This window comes from Gordonia sp. DT218, from assembly GCF_049847105.1.
Taxonomy (GTDB): Bacteria; Actinomycetota; Actinomycetes; order Mycobacteriales; family Mycobacteriaceae; genus Gordonia.
Map to the genome: position 1 here is coordinate 85403 of NZ_JBNCNS010000005.1, position 19657 is coordinate 105059.

Here is a 19657-nt window from a genome sequence, read left to right on the forward strand (position 1 = left end):
GAGAATGCTGTCAGCCCAGGACTACGCCGGCGCCGACAACAGGGCGACGCCGAGCCAGACGAGCGCGACCACCTTGATGATCTCGAGCACCACGTAGACGAGATGTGCATGACTGCGTGGGCCCTCGTGGCCGGCGAGGACCGCATCAGAGCGGCGCGTGAGCCGCGGGCGGACCGCTATCAGTTGGATGGCCAGCATCGCCATGGCCACGCCGGCAGTGACCGTGATCGTGCTGCCCGAGAAAGTGCCTGCGATGAGGGCCACGACGATGACGACCGACCACAGGGTCTCAGCGGTATTGAGCGCGCGGAACACCAGCCGTCCGATACCCAGGCCGATGGGCAGAGTCACCCCGGGAGCCCGGAACTTGAGCGGCGCCTCGAGGAACGAGATCGCCAGCACCATACCGAGCCAGATGAACGTGACCGCGACGACGACCGCTGAAGCCGTGTTCATCGGGCACCGGACCGCAACAACTCTGGTCCGAAGGCCTCGTAGTGAATGCGGCTCTCGGCGACATCATGAAGGAGGAAGGCTTCGCGCATCGACGAAAGGAATCCGGTCGGTCCGCAGAGCAGTACCAGAGAATGCTCGCTGATGTCGATGTCCTGCAACGACATCTGACCGACCCGGATGGTGTCCGACAGGATGTGCGGTGACGCATTCTCGTACCACTGGAACAACCGGCCGTCGGGCAGCGACTCCACCAGGGCGGCGAGTTGCCCGCGATGGGGCTGCCGGTCTCGGGAGCGATCCGCATGTAACACCGTCACGCGACGACGGTCGCCCTGCTCGGCCATCGCGGTGAGTAGGCCGATGACAGGTGTGCAGCCGATGCCGGCTGATGCCAGCATGATCGGCGCGTCGTCCTCTGGCAGTACCAGATCGCCGAAGGGACTGCTGACCCGCAACAGATCGCCCTCGAAGACATGCTCGTGCAGGTGCGCCGAGACCTCGCCCGCGAGTTTCACGCTGAATCGCCACTCCGGGATGCCGGGTGCGCCGGTGAGGCTGTACTGCCGGATCTGCTGGGCACCGTCGGTGAGCGGAACCTGGACCGAGATGTACTGTCCTGGACGGAAACACGGTAACCGACCGGTGTCGGCGCGGGCTGTGAGGGTCAGCGAGATGGTGTCCGGGGAGATCTGCGCGCGCTCGGTCACCATGGCGTCGCGCCACACGTCGCCCGGTGTGACTTCGGCGTGGGCATACAGGTCTGCTTCGGTTTCGATCAGCAGATCCGCCATGTCCCAGTACAACTGATCCCACGCATCGGCGACCGGTGCTGTCACGGCGTCGCCGAGCACGTCGACGATGGCGGCGAACAGGTGTTCGTGCACCACCGCGTACTGATCGCGGGTCACGCCGAGCGATGCGTGCTTGTGTGCGATCCGGTCGAGGATGAAACTCTGACGTCGAGCATCCGGCTCGAGCTGCAGCCGCGCGAATGCAGCGATCGATCCGGCAAGGGCCTGCGGTTGTTCTCCGCTCTTCTGATGGGTTCGGTTGAACAGGTCGTCGTGCAGTTCGGGATGTGCGGCGAACATTCCGCGGTAGAACCGCTGGGTGATCTCGGCCAGCCCGCCCTCGACGGCGGGCAGGGTGGCAGCGATGGTGGCGCGTTGGGCGTCGGACAGCATGTTGACTCCGATCCTTCGGTGGCGTTTCCCGTCAGGGGTTCTGGGTCAGGTTTGGGGCGTCCGGTAGATCGTGGGACCCGGCGGGGGCAGGGCGGGACGCGAGAGACAGCAGGACGGCGGCGGTGGGTTCATGGATGAGATCCGCGACCGAGTGGTCGTCGAGACTCTCGAAGAACGCCACGCGGGCACGTGCGAGTGCGCCGCGGAGGCGGCATGCGTTCCGCAGCGGACAGGGTTGCGGGCCGTCGCAATCGACCACCTCACCGTCGCCCTCGAGGGTGGACGCCAACCAGCCGATTCGCGCGTCGCGGCCGAGAGCGGTGATGGCGAGACCTCCGGCGCGTCCTCGGCGCGCATGGACCACGCCCATCTCGGACAGGCGTCCCACCACCTTGGCGATATGGGTGTACGGCACGGCAAGCTCGTTCGCCAATTGCCTGGTCGTCATCGGCGTTGTGGTCGTGGAGTTCTCGATGGGGACGGCCAGACGCATCACCACCCGCAGGCCGATGTCGGTGAACCGGGTCAGCTGCATGATCCGAGTGAACCAGAATTGGACTATCAGATGCATATTTAAATGGAGTGATCCCTGTCACCTCCGCCGGGGTGACGCAGTGGGCGCCAAGGTAGGTGCGGATGTCGCACACTGATTCCCATGGCGACTCCGGACGCGCGAACGGGTGGATTCTTGTCCTGGCGAAAGGTCGACGGCGGGGGAGTCATCGAACCCGACGAACGCCTCAGTTGGCCGCGAACGGTGGGTATCGGGCTACAGCACGTCGTGGCGATGTTCGGCGCGACTTTCCTCGTCCCGGTGCTCACCGGCTTCCCACCGTCGACGACGTTGCTGTTCTCGGGGATCGGCACGGTGCTGTTCCTGCTGATCACCCGCAATCGGCTACCCAGCTATCTCGGTTCGAGTTTCGCGATCATCGCGCCGGTGCTGGCGGCCACCGCCTCGAACGGTCAATCGGCCGCACTGGGCGGGATCGTGGTGGTTGGTGCGCTGTTGATCGTGATCGGCGCGATCGCGCATTTCGCCGGTATCGGCTGGATCGAGATCCTCATGCCGCCGGTCGTGACCGGCACGATCGTGGCACTCATCGGACTGAATCTCGCGCCGACCGCGAAGACGAATTTCGAGAAGGATCCGGTCATCGCGACGGTGGTGCTGGTGCTCCTCGTCGCGTCCGTGGTGCTGTTTCGAGGGTTGCTGGGGCGCCTTGCGATCTTCCTCAGCGTGGTCCTGGGGTACGTGATCTCACTGATCTTCGACAAGGTGGACACCAGTGGGATCCGCGATGCCGCGTGGGTCGGCTTCCCCGAGTTCCACACCCCGACATTCCATCTCTCGGTGATCCCGATGTTCCTGCCCGTCGTGCTCGTCTTGTTGGTGGAGAACATCGGCCATGTGAAGTCGGTGGCGACGATGACCGGGAACAACTACGACCGCCGGATCGGCCGCGCGCTGTTCGCCGACGGATTGGCCACGGTGCTCGCCGGCAGTGGCGGTGGTTCGGCCACCACGACCTACGCCGAGAACATCGGTGTGATGGCGGCGACGAAGGTCTATTCGACTGCCGCGTACTGGATCGCGGGTGTGGTGGCGGTGGTGTTGGGATTGTCTCCGAAGGTCGGGGCGGTGATCGCGGCGGTACCTGCCGGCGTGCTCGGAGGCGTGACGACGGCACTGTACGGGCTGGTCGGCATCCTCGGTGTGCACATCTGGGTGACCAATCGGGTGGACTTCTCCCGACCGGTCAACCAGTTCACCGCAGCGATCCCGCTGGTGATCGGAATCGCCGACTTCACCTGGGTCGTGGGGGATCTCGACTTCGGGGGGATCGCCCTCGGAGCCGCGGCGGCACTGGTCATCTATCACTCGATGTCGTTGATCGGACGGTGGCGGGGGACGGTTCCGCCGGAACGCGGCAGCGACGCGAGGGAGGTCGATCCGACACCCGGTGCGTAGGGTCGTCAGGATGACTGAGGAGTCCGCGATCGACGAGTACGAGGTCGAGGTCAGCGCGCTGGCGATCAACGTCACCATCCCCGGGGGCCTGCGCTGGACGGATATCCGGCGCGACGAGGAGTTCACGCTGACGACGGTGAACGTGCGCCTGTTGCCGGACGGACGGCTCGCGGCCAAGGCTTATGGGCGGCCGACGCACGGCGGACGTGGGACCTACACATCGTTCCAGGTGCCCGACGATCCCGAGATCTCCACGCTGATCGATCGGGCCGCGGCCCGCGCCGGAACCTTGTGGTCGGGTCATCGCGGACTCGGCTGACATAGCCGAGATCACACCCAGGCCAGTGCGCCTGCGTCGATCTCTTTCGAGCGCCCTGGGCGCATCGCCGCCGGTGGCGGCCGCGCTGTGGTGGTGCCCCCGGCAGGACTCGAACCTGCGACCTAGGGATTAGAAGGCCCTTGCTCTATCCACCTGAGCTACGGAGGCAGCGCCGCTCGGGGCGGCAGCGTGGGCGAGTATATCCCGTCCTAGAGTGATGCCATGACCAGCGCAACGCCGACAGTTCCGGCCGAGCCCGGCCGGGACACGATTCGCGAGCAACGGGGCGCGGTGGCGGGCCTGTCGTGGGCGCTCGGCTGGCTGGCCGGGATCGTCGCGATCCTGGTGACGGCGATGTCGGCGGCAAGTGCGGTGCAACTCGCCGGTGTGCCCGACCCGGGCCGGCTGACGACCTATGGGCTGCCGGCGGTCACCGCGGTCGGTGAGGTGAGTGCCGCGATCGCGCTGGGGTCGGCCGTCTTCGCCGCATTCTTCGTGCCCCCGCAGTCCGACGGTGTGCTCGACGTCGGTGGCTATCGAGCGATCCGGATCGCGGCGACCGCCGCCCTCACCTGGAGTGTGTGTGCCGTCCTGCTGATCCCGCTGTCGATCTCCAACGTGAGCGGCCAACCACTGTCGGCGTCCCTGAAACCGGCGAACCTCATCAACTCGTACTCGCAGGTCGCCGATGCCCGCACCTGGCTGTGGACGGCGATCTTCGCGGTGGCCGCCGCGGCCCTGGCACGCGTGATCCTGAAGTGGGGGTGGACGTTCGGCGCCATCGCGCTCATGGTGCTGAGCCTGATGCCGGCAGCGCTCGCCGGCCACTCGTCGACGGGAGGCAACCATGACGTGGCCACCAACAGCCTGATCCTGCACATCGTGGGTGCGACGCTGTGGATGGGTGGGCTGTTCGCAGTGCTCGTCTACGCTCTGGCCAATGGGCGCTGGCGGGTGCTGGCCGTTCGACGGTTCTCCCGGGTCGCGTTCTGGACCATCCTCGTGGTCGGTGTCAGCGGGGTCATCAACGCACTGGTACGGATGCCGCTCGCCGACCTCTTCAGCGACACCTACGGGCGACTGGTGCTGGCCAAGACCTGTGCCCTGGTGGTTCTGGGTGCGCTGGGGGCCTGGCATCGGCGGGTGACCATCACGCGCCTGGAGGACGAGCCGGGGCAGCGGTCGACATTCGTCCGATTCGGCATCGTCGAGACGCTGGTGTTCGCCATCACCTTCGGACTGGCCGTCGGCTTGTCCCGGACCCCGCCGCCGGCCGGTGAGAGCGCCGACATCTCCGCCGTCGAGGCACAGATCGGATACCGGATCGACGCCCCGCCGTCGCTGTGGCGGATTCTGGTCGACTGGCGGTTCGATCTCCTGTTCGGGACGCTCGCGATCGTCCTGGCGATCGTCTATCTGCGCGCGGTGGTTCGGCTCCGGCGCCGTGGGGACGAGTGGCCGGTCGGGCGGACGGTGGCATGGATCCTCGGCTGCGCGTTGCTCCTGTTCACGACGTCCTCGGGCCTCGGCCGATATGCGCCGGCGATGTTCAGCATGCACATGATCGCGCACATGCTGATGTCGATGATGATCCCGGTCCTGCTGGTGCTTGGCGGGCCAATCACGCTCGCACTCCGTGCGTTGCGGCCGGCCGGGAGGGGTAATCCTCCCGGACCTCGGGAGTGGATCCAGTCGGCCATCCACAGCGCGCCGTCGCGGTTGCTCACCCACCCCGCGGTCGCGGCGGTCCTGTTCGTCGGTAGCTTCTACGTCCTCTATCTGGGCGGTGTGTTCGAGGCGGTGGTGCCGTATCACGCGGCGCACATCCTCATGAACGTGCATTTCCTGCTCAGCGGATACCTCTTCTACTGGATCGTGATCGGCATCGACCCCGCGCCACGCCAGGTCCGGCCGGTCGCCAAACTCGGCATCGTCATGGGTTCGTTGCCGTTCCATGCGTTCTTCGGCGTGGCCCTGATGATGACCAGTGCGGTCATCGCCGAGGGGTACTACCGCAGCCTGAACCTGCCGTTTGCCTACGACCTGTTCGACGATCAGCGCGCCGGCGGTGGAATCGCTTGGGCGGCAGGAGAGATACCGCTGGTGGTGATCATGCTCGCGCTGCTCGTGCAATGGCGACGCCAGGACGAGAAGCAGGCCCGCCGCTACGATCGCCGCGCCGTACGTGATCACGACGCGGACCTCGACAGCTACAACGAGATGCTCAAGGATCTCCACAACCGCAAGTGATCGCCGACGATCTCGCGGACTTGTCCACAGATGGCGCTGCGGATCGTTTCGGGACCGCGGCGTGATCGATGCTGGCTCCAGCCACGACAACGCGTGGCGCGGGAGAACCCGAGGAGTCGAGCATGTACGAGACCTACACCACCATCATCGGCACCGTTGTTTCCGAACCGCGGCGCAGGCAGACGACCACCGGGGAGGAGGTGATCTCCTTCCGCGTGGCGTGCAACTCGCGAAGGATCGACAAGCGCAGTCAGGAATGGATCGACGGCCCGACCCTGTATCTGACCGTGAGCTGCTGGCGTCGGCTGCTGGCGGGGGTAGGTCTCGCGGTCGCGAAGGGGCGCCCGGTCATCGCGCACGGGCAGATCAAGACCAACGAGTACGTCACCGCCGATGGGGAGAAACGCTCCGACCTCGAGATGACCGCCAACGCGGTGGGACTGGACCTGAGCCGGTGTGTCGTCACCTACCAGGGCACGCCCGGCGCGGACCGGACGCAGGTCGTGGAGGCGGTCGACCGATCGGCGGAGGCCGACGCCACCCCGACGGCGGCCTGATCCTTTGCCGGTACGCCACGACCCGTGGCCGTTGTCCCCGGATGGGAACAACGGCCACGGGATCGCCGGTTGAGGCTGGTGAGTCACCGGACGACACCGCGCCCCGACGCGCCCACTAGGCTGGTGTGGGTGAGTGCGCGTCATCGCGTGCATCAGATGTCAACGGCTGACGCCAGCCGACAATGAGCGCAGGTCTGAAGGAGTTTTTCTGTGGCTGAGTTCATCTACACGATGAAGAAGGTGCGCAAGGCGCACGGCGACAAGGTCATCCTCGACGATGTCACCATGTCGTTCTATCCCGGTGCCAAGATCGGCGTCGTCGGGCCCAACGGCGCCGGCAAGTCGTCGATCCTGAAGATCATGGCCGGGCTCGACCAGCCGTCGAACGGCGAGGCCTTCCTCGACCCCGACGCCACCGTCGGCATCCTGCTGCAGGAGCCTCCCCTCAACGAGGAGAAGACGGTCAAGCAGAACGTCGAGGAGGGAATGGGCGAGATCAAGGTGAAGCTCGACCGCTTCAACGAGATCGCCGAGCTGCTCGCCACCGACTACTCCGACGAGCTGATGGAGGAGATGGGCAAACTCCAGGAAGACCTGGACAACAACGACGCCTGGGACCTCGACTCGCAGCTGGAGCAGGCGATGGACGCACTGCGCTGTCCGCCCGCCGACTCGCCGGTCACCCACCTCTCCGGTGGTGAGCGCCGACGTGTCGCGCTCTGCAAGCTCCTGTTGCAGAAGCCCGACCTGCTGCTCCTCGACGAGCCGACCAACCACCTCGACGCCGAGAGCGTGCTGTGGCTCGAGCAGTTCCTGGCGAACTACCCGGGCGCCGTGCTCGCGGTGACGCACGACCGCTATTTCCTCGATCACGTCGCCGGCTGGATCTGTGAGGTCGATCGCGGCCAGCTGCATCCGTACGAGGGCAACTACTCCACCTACTTGGAGAAGAAGGCCGAGCGACTCGAGGTGCAGGGCAAGAAGGACCAGAAACTGCAGCGTCGGCTGAAGGAAGAGCTCGCCTGGGTCCGGTCGGGGTCCAAGGCGCGCCAGACAAAGAACAAGGCCCGTCTCACCCGCTACGAGGAGATGGCGACCGAGGCCGAGAAGACCCGCAAGCTCGACTTCGAGGAGATCCAGATCCCGACGCCGCCTCGTCTGGGCGACGTGGTGGTCGAGGTCGACCACCTCGACAAGGGCTTCGACGGCCGAGTGCTGATCAAGGACCTGTCGTTCACGCTGCCGCGTAACGGCATCGTCGGTGTGATCGGACCCAACGGCGTCGGCAAGACGACGCTGTTCAAGACGATCGTCGGGCTCGAGGAGCCGGATTCGGGCGGCGTGAAGGTCGGCGAGACGGTCAAGCTGAGCTACGTCGACCAGAACCGCGCGAACATCGACCCCAAGAAGAACGTCTGGGAGGTCGTGTCCGGCGGGATGGACTTCATCGAGGTCGGCCAGAACGAGATGCCGTCGCGCGCCTACGTCAGCGCCTTCGGCTTCAAAGGTCCCGATCAGCAGAAGCGTGCCGAGGTCCTCTCCGGCGGTGAGCGCAACCGCCTGAACCTGGCACTGACCCTCAAAGAGGGCGGCAACCTGATCCTGCTCGACGAGCCGACCAACGACCTCGACGTCGAGACCCTGGGTTCACTCGAGAACGCCCTGGACAACTTTCCCGGGTGCGCCGTGGTCATCTCTCACGACCGCTGGTTCCTCGACCGCACCTGTACCCACATCCTGGCGTGGGAGGGCAACGTCGCCGAAGGTCAGTGGTTCTGGTTCGAGGGCAACTTCGAGGCCTATGAGGCCAACAAGGTGGAACGTCTCGGCGCCGACGCCGCGCGGCCGCATCGGGTCACGCACCGCAAGCTCACCCGCGACTAGTTCGTGCATCGGCGGCCGGACACGCGCCGGATCGCCTGACCGCGACGACGCCGGTCATTACCATCGCAGAGGAGGGGGCATACTCCGGAGATTCCGGGTCCCTGCCCCTCCCGCGATGGGGTGAGTGCCGTTGTCGAACGTGACATCGCTTCTGCCGCAAGCGATTGCGCGGTATTTCAGCTCGTCGTCGGCGGCGCGTCCGGCAGCGTCGCCGGATCTGGATCGCTTCTCGTCCGAGCAGGTCGACCGGGTACGTCGTCACCTCGACGTGGCTTATCGGCGCGATCCCGGTGAACGTCTGGTCGACATCGTCGCGAGTCGGTCCGGCGGTGTCGAGGTGGTGGTCGTCAACGACGACATGCCTCTGCTGGTCGAGGCCGTGCTGGCGACCGTCGAGGCCCACGAGCTGGTGGTGACCCGCATCGACCACCCGATGCTGCCGGTGATCCGCGACGACGACGGGACGTTGTCGGCGTTCGGTGACGACGAGGAGCCGACCGCCGTCGAATCGTGGATCTTCGTCGTCGCCTTGTCGCAGCAACCCGACTTCGATCTGGCGGCGCTGCGGTCCGACGTCCTCGAGGTCATCGGCCGGGTCGCCGACGTGGACCGCGACGTCGACCGGATGCGGACCGGGTTGACCGAGTTGGCCGTCGAATGCGCGGCGGTCCAGGAGTCCGGTGCCACCGGCCTGCCCGCAGGTGAGCGTCAGGAGTACGCGCGCCTGCTGGAGTGGTTCGCCGGCAACCACTTCCTGCCGCTCGGATATGCGCGCGCCCCTGCCGACGGCGCAGCCCTCACCGACCGTCTCGGCGTGTGGCGCACGGACACGGTCGTGTCGGCCTTCCCGGTCGCCGCCGAGGCGCCGTTGCCGCGGGTCTCGCGCATCTACCTCGAGACCGGAATCCAGCGTTCCGACTTTCCCACCCTGTTGCAGATACCAGCGTTCACCTCTGATGGCGAACACGCCGGCGAACATCGGTTCGTCGGCACCTTCACCTCGTCGGGCCTGCATCAGACAGTGCTCGACGTCCCGGTGCTGCGCGTCAAGGTTCGGGGGGTCCTCGACCGGGCCGGTGTCGACGAGGACTCGTTCGCCGGACAGGCGATGCTCGAGCTGCTCCAGAACTACCCGCTCGTCGAGATGTTCGCCGCCACCGATGCCGAACTCGGCCGCCAGGTCGACGAGATGCTGGACGCGGTCGCGACCCGGTCGCTACGGCTGTTCGTCCGCATGAACCCCGATGGCCGGATGGCGGCGGCCCTTGTCTACCTACCGCGTGACCGCTACAACACCCAGTCGCGCCTCACGCTGCAGGCCGAACTCCTCGATGCGCTCGGCGGGACCGCGATCGAGTACACGGCGCGAGTGAGCGAGATGCCGCTGGCACTTCTCCAGGTACTGGTACGTGTCGACAGCGATCGCGCCAGGTTGCTCGGTTCACTCGACACCGGCGGTCGCCGGCATCAGGAGATGCAGGCGAAACTCGCCGGATCGATACGCAGCTGGGACGAACGCGTCCGCGCGCTCGGTCGCGCCACCGCGGCCGGGCATCCGCCGTCGGCATGGCCGGCCGGTGGTGTCGACACCTTGCTCCGTGCCCTGCCCTCACTCCCGGAGGACTACAAGGAGCAGCGAAATCCACGGGCGGCCCTCGCAGATCTGATCCACGTCACCCAGCTGGAGCCCGGCGGCGTCACCGTCACGCTGAGCCGATTCGTCGCCGGCGAACCGGAGGGGCGGGAACGGGGTGAGGCGATCGCCGACGACGTCGACAACCACGAACTCGCCGATGACCGATGGATCTTCACGCTGTACCTGTGCGGGGCGGCCGCCACCCTCACCGATGTGCTTCCGGTGCTCCACAGCCTCGGTCTCGACGTACTCGACGAACATCCGTATCACCTCATTCGTCCGGACGGAACATCTTGCTGGGCTTACGAATTCGGTGTGACCCTGACAGCGGGGATGTCGGTGGACGCCGAGGGCCTCGATGATCTCGAGCACCGGTTCACCGACGCGTTCCGCCAGATCTGGCGCCAGAACGCGGAGGTGGACGCGTTCAACGAATTGGTGATCCGATGCGGGTTGGACTGGCGGTCGGCGGCGATGCTCCGTGCCTACGCCCGGTATCTGCGCCAGTGTGGATTCTCCTATACCACAACGCATGTCGCGGCTGTTCTTGGCGAGCACAGATCGGTCATCCGCGGGCTGGTCGACCTGTTCGCGGCGTCGTTCGACCCGGTAGGCGCCGACGAGAGCCGGCGTGACGGTGTCCTCACACGCCTGCAGCGCGACGTCGGAACAGTGATCAGCCTGGATGCCGACCGCATCCTGTCGGCGTTCGTCGCGGTGGTGACCGCGACCTCTCGCACCAACTATTACGTGACCGGCGATGCCGGCCGACGGCCGGTCATGTCGTTCAAGCTCCGCCCCCGTGACATCCCGCAGGCGCCGGAGCCCCGTCCGATTCACGAGATCTTCGTCTACTCACCGCGCACCGAAGGTGTGCACCTGCGCTTCGGGATGGTCGCCCGCGGTGGTCTGCGCTGGTCTGATCGGCGCGAGGATTTCCGCACCGAGATCCTCGGGCTGGTGAAGGCGCAGGCCGTGAAGAACGCGGTGATCGTCCCCGTCGGGGCCAAGGGTGGGTTCGTCGTCAAGCGCCCGCCCGCGCCGACGGGTGACCCCGCCGCGGACCGCGATGCCCAGCGCACCGAGGGCCTCGAGTGCTATCGGGCCTTCATCTCCGGTCTGCTCGACGTCACCGACAACATCGACCAGCAGACCGGAACGGTGATCCCGGCGCGGTCGGTGGTGAGTCGGGACGGCTACGATCCGTATCTCGTCGTCGCGGCGGACAAAGGCACCGCGTCGTTCTCCGACATCGCCAACGACGTTGCCGCGCAGTATGGTTTCTGGCTCGGTGACGGGTTCGCCTCGGGCGGGTCGGCCGGTTACGACCACAAGGCGATGGGGATCACCGCCCGGGGCGCGTGGGAGTCGGTGAAGCGTCACTTCCGCGAGATGGGCCGCGACACCCAGTCAGAGGACTTCACGGTGGTCGGGATCGGCGACATGAGCGGTGATGTCTTCGGCAACGGGATGTTGTTGTCCGAGCACATCAGACTGGTCGCGGCGTTCGACCACCGACATGTCTTCGTCGATCCGGAGCCCGATGCGGCCGGCGGACGGTGCGAGCGCGAGCGGTTGTTCGCCCTTGCCCGCTCGTCGTGGGCCGATTACGACACGTCGTTGATCAGTCCGGGCGGCGGGGTCTGGTCGCGGGAGCAGAAGGCGATCCCGGTCAGCGGCGAGATGCGCGGCGCGCTCGGCCTCGGCGACGAGGTCACCGAACTGTCACCACCGGAACTGATCCGGACCATTCTGCTGGCACCTGTCGACCTGCTGTGGAACGGCGGCATCGGCACTTACGTCAAGGCATCGACCGAGTCCGACGCTGAGGTCGGCGACAAGGCGAACGATGCGATCCGGGTCGACGGCAACGAGTTGCGCGCCAAGGTCATCGGCGAGGGTGGGAACCTCGGCGCCACCGAACGCGGCCGGATCGAATTCGACCTGGCAGGTGGGCACGTCAACACCGACGCGATGGACAATTCGGCAGGCGTCGACTGTTCCGACCACGAGGTGAACATCAAGATCCTGCTCGATTCCGCGGTGTCCTCGGGTGACCTGAACGTCACGGACCGCAACCCGCTGCTGGAGTCGATGACCGGCGAGGTCGGCGATCTCGTGCTGGCCGACAACATCTCGCAGAACTCCGAACTCGGCTTCAGCCGAACCTTCTCCACCGTCCGGGTGGACGTCCACATGCGGCAGCTGGCCGATCTCGCGCGCAATCGCGGTGTGGACCTCCGACTGGAGGCGTTACCGCAACCGGCCGAACTGCGAAAACGATTCGGCGGCGACCTGAGCCGTGGCCTCACCTCACCGGAACTCGCCACCCTGATGGCGCACGTCAAACTGGCGGCGAAATCGGATCTCCTCGCGACCGATCTGCCCGACAACGAGGTGTTCGACGCTCGGCTGTCCGGCTATTTCCCGATGCCCCTGCGGGATCGGTTTGCCGACGGTATCCGCTCGCACCGGCTGCGGCGGGAGATCGTGACCACCACGCTGGTCAACGATGTGGTCGACAAGGCGGGGATGACCCACCTCTTCCGTCTGGGGGAGGGCACGGGCTCCTCGACGGAGGAGGGCGTGCGTGCGTATGTGGTGGCGGGCGCAGTCTTCGGCATGGACGGTCTGTTCGAACGGATCACCCACGCGCCCGCGCCGGCCACGGCGATCGACGAGATGTCGATGTACGCTCGCCGCCTGCTGTTCCGGGCATCGCGGTGGTTGCTGGCCTTCCGGCCACAGCCGCTGGCGATGGCCGCGGAGATCACCCGGTACGGGGAGCGGGTCACGGAGCTGTCGGCCCTGCTCGACAGTTGGTTCGGCGCGAGTTCGGCTTTCGATGTCGACGCGCGACTGGACCGCTACGAGGCGGCCGGAGTGCCACAGGATCTCGCGCACGATGTGGCCGTGAGCCTGCACCGGTTCTGCCTCCTCGACATCATCGATGCCTCGGAGATCGCGGACCGTGAGCCCGTCGAGGTCGGGGAACTCTATTTCGCGGTGATGGAGCACTTCGGACTCGAGGAACTGCTCACCGCGGTGTCCGACCTCGCCTACGGTGATCGATGGCATGCGCTGGCGCGCTTGGCACTTCGCGATGACATGCACGGCGCGCTGCGCGCCCTCACGCTGAAGATCCTCGAGGTGGGCGAGCCCGACGAGTCGGCGGCCGAGAAGATCCACGAATGGGAGTTCTCCCATACGTCCCGGTTGTCCAGGGTTCGCACGATGCTCACCGACATCACCGAGTCGGACACCCTGGACCTGGCCGTGCTCTCGGTGGCCGCCCGTCAACTGCGCAGCGTGATCCGTTGAGCGATACTGTCCGCTGTGTGAGGCGACCTGCGGACTGACCCTGACCGTCGACGATGGGAAGCGCCGGGACCTGACCGCACGACGGATTGACCCCCGGCACCCTCAAAGACGCCCCGCACGGCATCGACCTCGGCCCCTGCACGTGCACCCGATGATGCGGACCGTCTCGGGCTGGCGGACGCCACGGTCCCGGCGGCGAGCTCTGCGCCCCCGTCGTGCTCAACGGGCTGCCGGTGGAGATCGTGCCGGGCTGATCGCGCGACGGTGCTTGCGTAGGGTTGGACCCGCGGCGGTGAGTCGCCGGTCGACGACGTCTGGGAAGGGAAGCGCGTGCTCTACGAGGACGAGGGAACGAAGACCGACGCCGGATACCTGGTCAAGGTACCCGTCCGGTGGTCTGACATGGATGTCTTCGCCCACATCAACCATGCACGGATGGTCACCCTCCTCGAGGAGGCCCGGATTCCGTGGCTTTTCTACGACGGGCGGCCCACGGCCTCGTTGCGAGAAGGGTGCGTGGTGGCCGACCTGCACGTGAAGTACCGGGAACAGGTGCGCCACGACGAGGGGCCGATCGAGGTCACCATGTTCGTCGAGCAGCTGCGCGCGGTGGACTTCACGGTCGGGTACGAGGTCCGTCCGAAGGGCGCCGACCCGGCGAGCAAACCGGCGGTCACCGCCACCACCCAGCTCGTCGCGTTCGATGTCGATGCGCAGCGTCTGCGACGACTCACCGCGGACGAGAAGGAATTCCTCGGGTCGTTCCGCCGCGCAGATCCGGTGGCCGGGTGACCGCGCCCGAACGTCACATCACCGTGACCGGTCCCGGGGACCGGTCTGACGCAACCGCATTCCTGGGACGCGCTGTCCGTCTCGACGACACGGCCGCCGTGCGGGTGGCCGCCCGCCCCGACGGCTTGCTCGGATTCTGGGTCAACACCGGATTCGATGTCCTCGCGAGCAGATCCGTGTTCGGGACGATGCGCCCCGCCGACATCGTCGCGGACGCCGGGATGCTGCGCGCGGCACTGTCGGCGGCGGAGCCGGGCAACGCGGTCGATCCCGGGTTCGGTCTGGACAGCGCCTGGCGCGGCGCGCTGCCGGCGAACTCCGGTTTCACCCAGCTCGACGACGTCCCGGCGCGTACCGTCGTCGAATTGTCCCGTGGTGGTGCACATCTCGCACGGACCGAGGGCAGTGCGCATGGTCCCGCGACCGGACTGCTCGACCAGGATGTGCTCGACGTGACGTCGCGAGACGGTGAACGGCGCGCCGCGGTCTCGATGAGATCGCTCTTCGCCGTCACCGCGATGGGATTCATCCGCGACGCCGACGGCCACGAGGTCACCGAGACGTCACCGATCGACCGCATCGCCGCCGACGAACCGGTTCGAATCCGCGTGTCCGGTGCCTGGATTCGGATCGACGCCCGATACGGATCGGTGTTCCAGCGCCGCGAGAAGATCGCGATGATGACTGTGTGACCGCACGCCGGTCTCCCGGTGCCCCGATCGGCGCTCAGACGAGCCAGGCGGCCGAGTTCGGGGCAAGCTGCCCGTCGATGAGTGGATAACTGGTCAGCAGGATCTCGCCGGGCGGGAGCGGGACCGGGACATCGCCGGTGTTGAGCGCGCAGGTCAGGTGCCCGACCGACCGGCGGAAGGCCAGGCAGCCATCCGGGGCGCCGTACCACTCCACCGTGTCACCGTCGAACTCCGTTCGCTCGTATCGCATCTCGATTGCCTGCCGGTAGAGCGAGAGCGTCGAACCGATGTCTTCGAGTTGTGCCTCGACGGTGAACCGCGACCATGATGAGGGCATCGGCAGCCACGTGTCCGGGTTGCCACTGAATCCGAACGGCGGCTCGAAGCCTTCCCAGGGCAACGGGACCCGACACGCGTCGCGGCCGCGTTCGGTGTGTCCGGAGCGCTCCCACACCGGATCCTGCAGGGCGTCGTCGGGCAGATCGGCATTCGGCAGTCCGAGTTCGGCGCCGTTGTAGATGAACACCGTTCCCGGGAGTGCGAGTTCGACGAGCAGCATGGCGCGCGCCCGCAGGATGCCGAGATCGATGTCGGTGTCGGGCGCCTCGATCTCGGGGTCGGCGGGGTCGGCCCCGGAGGGAGTGCCCTCGATTTGGCCGTATCGGCTGACCTCACGGTCCACATCGTGGTTGGACAGCGTCCAGGTGGGCACCCCGGACACCGACAGCACTGCCGCCAGCGAGTTCTCGATCGCGTCCCGGATGGACTCCGTGTCGAACGTCGCCTTGGCGAGGCGGAAGTTGAAGCCCAGATGCAGTTCATCGGGCCTCAGATACTCGGCGAATCGTTCGTTGTCGTCGACCCAGATCTCACCGACGTTCGCCGAGCCGGGATATTCGTCGAGCACCTTGCGGATCTTGCGGTGGATGTCGTGCACGGCATAGTTGTTGAACCGTGGATCGTCGTCGTCGTTCTGCAGGAGGCCAGTCGACTCGAGATCCATGTCGGGCAGGTCCGCCGGCTTGGCCATGCCGTGCGCGACGTCGATGCGGAAGCCGTCCACTCCGCGGTCGAGCCAGAAGCGCAGGGTCTGCTCCAGATCGTCGAAGACCTCGGGATTCTCCCAGTTCAGATCCGGCTGTTCGGCAGCGAAGATGTGTAGGTACCACTGGCCCGGTGTGCCATCGGGATCCGGGACCCGCGTCCAGGCCGGACCGCCGAAGATGCTCCGCCAGTTGTTCGGCGGCTCGTCGCCGTCATCGCCGCGTCCGTCGCGGAAGATGTACCGGGCCCGCTCATTGCTGCCGGGCTCGGCCGCCAGCGCGTCGACGAACCACTGATGCTGATCGCTGGTGTGGTTGGGGACGAGGTCCATGGTGACGCGGATGGACCGCTCATGTGCCTCGGCGATCAGCTCGTCGAACCGCGCGAGATCGCCGAAGATCGGATCGATGTCGCGCGGATCGGAGACGTCGTACCCGTGATCCGCCATGGGGGAGCGCATGATCGGACTCAGCCACAGCGCGTCCACCCCGAGGAGCTCGAGGTAGCCGAGCTTGTCGATCACACCGGCGAGGTCGCCGACGCCATCGCCGTCCAGATCGGAGAACGAGCGCGGATAGATCTGGTAGAAGACCGCGGACTTCCACCAGGTGTCGTCGTCGGGATCGAGTTGCGTCGCAGTGCTTGCGGGGACCACGGCATCGTCTGCGTCGACGGCCTGTTGGACTTCGTCGACGTCATCGGCCGACTCATCGTCGTTGTCGTCGCCGGCCCCCGCGGCGGTGGCATCGGTGTCGTCGTCCGCGCGGTCGGGTTCGTCAGCGTCAACGGCCTCAACGGCGTCAACGGCGTCAACGGCGTCAACGGCGTCAACGGTTTCGGCGGTCTGCTCGTCGTCGCCGGTGGCTTCGGAGCTCTCTGCGACAGCGTCGATCTTCGAGTCGTCGATGTCCTCGTCACCGCTTGCGGCGACATCCGGGCCCGGAGCTCCGGTCTCGTCGGTCTCGACCACGTCATCGGTCTCGGAAGAACCGGGATCGGCAGGCGCAGAGTCGACTGCGTCGTCCGACTGTTCGTCGCCCACTACGTCGGCAGCGTCCTCGTCTGTGCTGTCCGTTGCCGTGGCCTCCTCGGAGGTCACGGCGTTCTCGTCGGCACCGGTGATTGCGGCGTCGGGCGCGCCATCGGGATCCGGTTCGGCGGGGACAGCGTTCGATGTCTCGTCGCTCACCGTCGTCATTGTGCCTTACCTGTGTTTTCGGTGAGAACTACAGGTCATCTCGGCGCGTCGGAACGCACGTGACGGCGTGTCAGACGGGCGAATTCATCATCGATTGCGCTGCCATCTCCATGTAGTCCACGAGTGCCCGCCGGTGCGGGTCGTCGAGGGTCTGTGCGTCGATCGAACCGATTGCGGTGTGCATGCAGCGCAGCCATGCATCGCGTTCGATGGGACCGATGCGGAACGGATGGTGGCGCATGCGCAACCGCGGATGGCCACGTTCCTCGGAATACGTGCGTGGCCCGCCCCAGTACTGCTCGAGGAACATCCGCAGACGCCGCTCCGCGGGCTCGAGGTCCTCCTCGGGGTAGAGCGGACGCAACACCTCGTCGGCGGCGACCTCCTCGTAGAACCGCGCGGTGAGCTTGCGAAACGTCTCCGCGCCGCCCACCTCGTCGTAAAACGTGCGCTGCGTGGAAGGGTTGCTGGGCTGTATGCCGCCGGGGACCTCGGTACTCACGGCCTCCATTGTCCTGACCGCGGGCGTGGGCCTCAACCACCCGTACTCCGCAGGCGGTCGGTTCGCCGGGTGTTCACCGAGGCGACCTGCGGTGACACGCACAATTGTCGTGCAATAGTCGGTGTTCCATGGTCAACTTGACCTCGTCGTGTTGAGGTGGGAGACACATATGACGAGCAGGAGCGCAGCAAAGACGGTATCGGCCGACGGCGGCCGGGCGCGCATCACTGCGCTCACCACCCTTCCCGGCGGCCGCGCGCACGAGTTCGTGGGCGCCTCTCCGTCGCGTTCGGCACTGCTCTGGGGTCGCCGCCGGGTTCTCCTGCTCAACGCCACATACGAGCCGCTGACCGCCATCTCCCTGCGTCGGGCCATCGTCCTGGTCCTGCGTGAGCGGGCCGACGTCGTGCATGCCGACGACGGCGGACTCGCCGTGCACTCGGCCGACATGTCGGTCCCGGTGCCCTCGGTCATCCGACTACGGTCGTTCGTCAAGGTGCCGTATCGCGCCGTGGTTCCGCTGACGCGGGCGGCGCTGATGCAGCGCGACCGGTTCCGGTGCGGGTACTGCTCTGCCAAGGCGACCACCATCGATCACGTGCTGCCTCGCAGTCGGGGCGGATCCCACACGTGGGAGAACTGCATCGCCTGTTGCGCGAGCTGCAACCACCGCAAGGCCGATCGGCTTCTGAGCGAGCTGGGCTGGTCGCTGCGCGTCCAGCCGGGCGTCCCGAAGGGGCGTCATTGGCGTCTGCTGGCCACCGTCAAGGAGATCGATCCGGCATGGGCGCAGTACATCGACGCCGGTGCCGCCTGATCCGGCCGGGTTTCGGATGGTCGATCGGCGGAATTGCGTCTACGACGCACTGTAGGGGTCACCGCCCGAGGGTCGCGTGCGTCGGCTAGATTGATCACAATGACCTGTACATGGATGTTCCGCAGGTCACCGCAATGCAACCGATCGAAAGGGTGACATGGACAACCTGATCGTCGCCATCGGAATGCCTGTCACGATCATCTGTGCGGTCCTTGTCGTGGCATGTGTCATCGCGATGGCGTTCACGTTCAACACGAAGTATCCGAAGGTGTCGCTGTACACCCTCGATCAGCAGTGGGAGCACGCTCCACTGCTCTTCAGCGCCACCGGTATCGAGCCGATGGCACTGGCACATCATGCGGAATCGACCGACGTGGACGGAGGCTCGGCCAGTGGCAAGTGGTGAGGTAGCAACAGGTCGTCACGCCGAGGTCGAGGCGACATCGGCGGCCGGGAGTGCACTGCCGGTCGGTACGGTCATCACCAACAGCGGTCGCATCTCGGCGACGCGGTTCCCGGGTCAGGCGCCCACCACGCCGCCGTTCACCCGTGAGGAGCTGATCGGCCTCGACGACGCGCTCAAGAGTGCCAGCGAGAAGGCACTCGTGCGGTTCTCGGTCTATGTCGGTGAGCTCGGCGCGGACGCCGTCGCGGATGCTCGCGCGGTGCTGCTCCGGTCTCCGGAGCCGGCCCATGGCGCGCTGATCGCAGTGTCCCCGAATGCCCACGAGGTTGTCGTGGTGTCGGGTGTCGCGGTCGCCGACCGGGTCAACGATCGCGTCGCCCAGCTCGGTGTGACCGCGGCGGTCACGAGTTTCCGTCAGGGCGATCTGATCGATGGACTGATCGCGGCGCTGCGGGTCATGTCGACCGCTGCCACCGTCTCCTGACGGGCAGTACGGCCGTCTCCTGACGGGCGGTACGCGAGTCTCCTTACGGCAGTACCGAACAATTCCACAATCCAGCGGGCGGGGGGGGGGGGGGGGGGGGGGGGGGGGGGGGGGGGGGGGGGGGGGGGCAGGGAGAGGCGGCA

Annotated in this window: 16 protein-coding genes and 1 tRNA gene; 11 read left to right on the plus strand and 6 right to left on the minus strand. The window is 66.6% G+C overall.

The genetic code is table 11. From position 1 onward, the window contains the following. Positions 1-21: 21 nt before the first annotated feature. The 3 genes from ACPXCG_RS18625 to ACPXCG_RS18635 are packed head-to-tail and all read right to left on the minus strand — an operon-like array spanning position 22 to position 2175. On the minus strand, positions 22-456 hold the full coding sequence (locus ACPXCG_RS18625) for a hypothetical protein (protein WP_425793563.1): 435 nt from the start codon (positions 454-456) through the stop codon (positions 22-24). Beyond that, positions 453-1640 carry an FAD-binding oxidoreductase gene (locus ACPXCG_RS18630; RefSeq protein ID WP_425793564.1) on the minus strand — a complete coding sequence of 396 codons (1188 nt, stop codon included), beginning with the start codon at positions 1638-1640 and terminating at the stop codon, positions 453-455. Before ACPXCG_RS18630 ends, ACPXCG_RS18625 begins: the two co-directional genes overlap by 4 nt. Before the next feature lie 31 nt (positions 1641-1671). Then, positions 1672-2175 carry an RrF2 family transcriptional regulator gene (locus ACPXCG_RS18635; RefSeq protein ID WP_425793565.1) on the minus strand — a complete coding sequence of 168 codons (504 nt, stop codon included), beginning with the start codon at positions 2173-2175 and terminating at the stop codon, positions 1672-1674. A 120-nt stretch (positions 2176-2295) separates the two neighbouring features. On the opposite strand from ACPXCG_RS18635, the gene ACPXCG_RS18640 reads away from it, so the two are divergent. After that, positions 2296-3612, plus strand: a complete 1317-nt coding sequence (locus tag ACPXCG_RS18640) for a uracil-xanthine permease family protein (protein WP_425793566.1) — start codon at positions 2296-2298, stop codon at positions 3610-3612. Positions 3613-3622: 10 nt separating this feature from the next. Then, entirely contained in the window at positions 3623-3931 is a 309-nt protein-coding gene (locus ACPXCG_RS18645) for a hypothetical protein (RefSeq protein ID WP_425793567.1), read from the plus strand. A 91-nt stretch (positions 3932-4022) separates the two neighbouring features. Here ACPXCG_RS18645 and ACPXCG_RS18650 read toward each other — a convergent pair. After that, a tRNA-Arg gene (locus ACPXCG_RS18650) sits at positions 4023-4099 on the minus strand. A 54-nt stretch (positions 4100-4153) separates the two neighbouring features. Between ACPXCG_RS18650 and ACPXCG_RS18655 the strand changes: the two genes are divergently transcribed. The 6 genes from ACPXCG_RS18655 (at position 4154) to ACPXCG_RS18680 (ending at position 15063) form a co-directional block, all read left to right on the plus strand. Next, complete coding sequence (locus tag ACPXCG_RS18655) at positions 4154-6181, plus strand: cytochrome c oxidase assembly protein (protein WP_425793568.1); 2028 nt, start codon at positions 4154-4156, stop codon at positions 6179-6181. A gap of 122 nt (positions 6182-6303) precedes the next feature. Next, positions 6304-6738 carry a single-stranded DNA-binding protein gene (locus ACPXCG_RS18660; protein WP_425793569.1) on the plus strand — a complete coding sequence of 145 codons (435 nt, stop codon included), beginning with the start codon at positions 6304-6306 and terminating at the stop codon, positions 6736-6738. Positions 6739-6948: 210 nt separating this feature from the next. After that, positions 6949-8622 carry an energy-dependent translational throttle protein EttA gene (gene ettA / locus ACPXCG_RS18665; RefSeq protein ID WP_425793571.1) on the plus strand — a complete coding sequence of 558 codons (1674 nt, stop codon included), beginning with the start codon at positions 6949-6951 and terminating at the stop codon, positions 8620-8622. Between the two features lie 130 nt (positions 8623-8752). Continuing rightward, on the plus strand, positions 8753-13579 hold the full coding sequence (locus ACPXCG_RS18670; protein WP_425793572.1) for an NAD-glutamate dehydrogenase: 4827 nt from the start codon (positions 8753-8755) through the stop codon (positions 13577-13579). Positions 13580-13909: 330 nt separating this feature from the next. Beyond that, the gene (locus ACPXCG_RS18675; RefSeq protein WP_425793573.1) at positions 13910-14371 is read left to right on the plus strand and encodes an acyl-CoA thioesterase; all 462 of its coding nucleotides are present in this window, start codon (positions 13910-13912) and stop codon (positions 14369-14371) included. Then, positions 14368-15063: a hypothetical protein gene (locus tag ACPXCG_RS18680; RefSeq protein WP_425793574.1), complete on the plus strand. Its 696-nt coding sequence runs from the start codon at positions 14368-14370 to the stop codon at positions 15061-15063. The genes ACPXCG_RS18675 and ACPXCG_RS18680 overlap by 4 nt, the downstream gene beginning before the upstream one ends. Before the next feature lie 34 nt (positions 15064-15097). Here the strand turns inward: ACPXCG_RS18680 and ACPXCG_RS18685 are convergent, their stop codons facing one another. Together ACPXCG_RS18685 and ACPXCG_RS18690 are read right to left on the minus strand one after the other, a co-directional pair. Further along, positions 15098-17305 (minus strand): alpha-amylase family glycosyl hydrolase, encoded by a 2208-nt coding sequence (locus tag ACPXCG_RS18685; protein WP_425793576.1) that lies wholly within the window; start codon positions 17303-17305, stop codon positions 15098-15100. 70 nt (positions 17306-17375) lie between these two features. Continuing rightward, the gene (locus ACPXCG_RS18690; RefSeq protein WP_425793578.1) at positions 17376-17816 is read right to left on the minus strand and encodes a globin; all 441 of its coding nucleotides are present in this window, start codon (positions 17814-17816) and stop codon (positions 17376-17378) included. Between the two features lie 160 nt (positions 17817-17976). Here ACPXCG_RS18690 and ACPXCG_RS18695 point away from each other — a divergent pair, with 160 nt between their 5' ends. The 3 genes from ACPXCG_RS18695 to ACPXCG_RS18705 all read left to right on the plus strand — a co-directional run bounded on the left by ACPXCG_RS18695 (position 17977) and on the right by ACPXCG_RS18705 (position 19514). Continuing rightward, positions 17977-18624, plus strand: coding sequence for an HNH endonuclease (locus ACPXCG_RS18695; protein ID WP_425793580.1), 648 nt, complete (start codon positions 17977-17979; stop codon positions 18622-18624). 157 nt (positions 18625-18781) lie between these two features. Continuing rightward, positions 18782-19030 (plus strand): hypothetical protein, encoded by a 249-nt coding sequence (locus tag ACPXCG_RS18700; RefSeq protein WP_425793581.1) that lies wholly within the window; start codon positions 18782-18784, stop codon positions 19028-19030. Beyond that, positions 19017-19514 (plus strand): DUF5130 family protein, encoded by a 498-nt coding sequence (locus ACPXCG_RS18705; protein ID WP_425793582.1) that lies wholly within the window; start codon positions 19017-19019, stop codon positions 19512-19514. The genes ACPXCG_RS18700 and ACPXCG_RS18705 overlap by 14 nt, the downstream gene beginning before the upstream one ends. Positions 19515-19657: the final 143 nt, after the last annotated feature.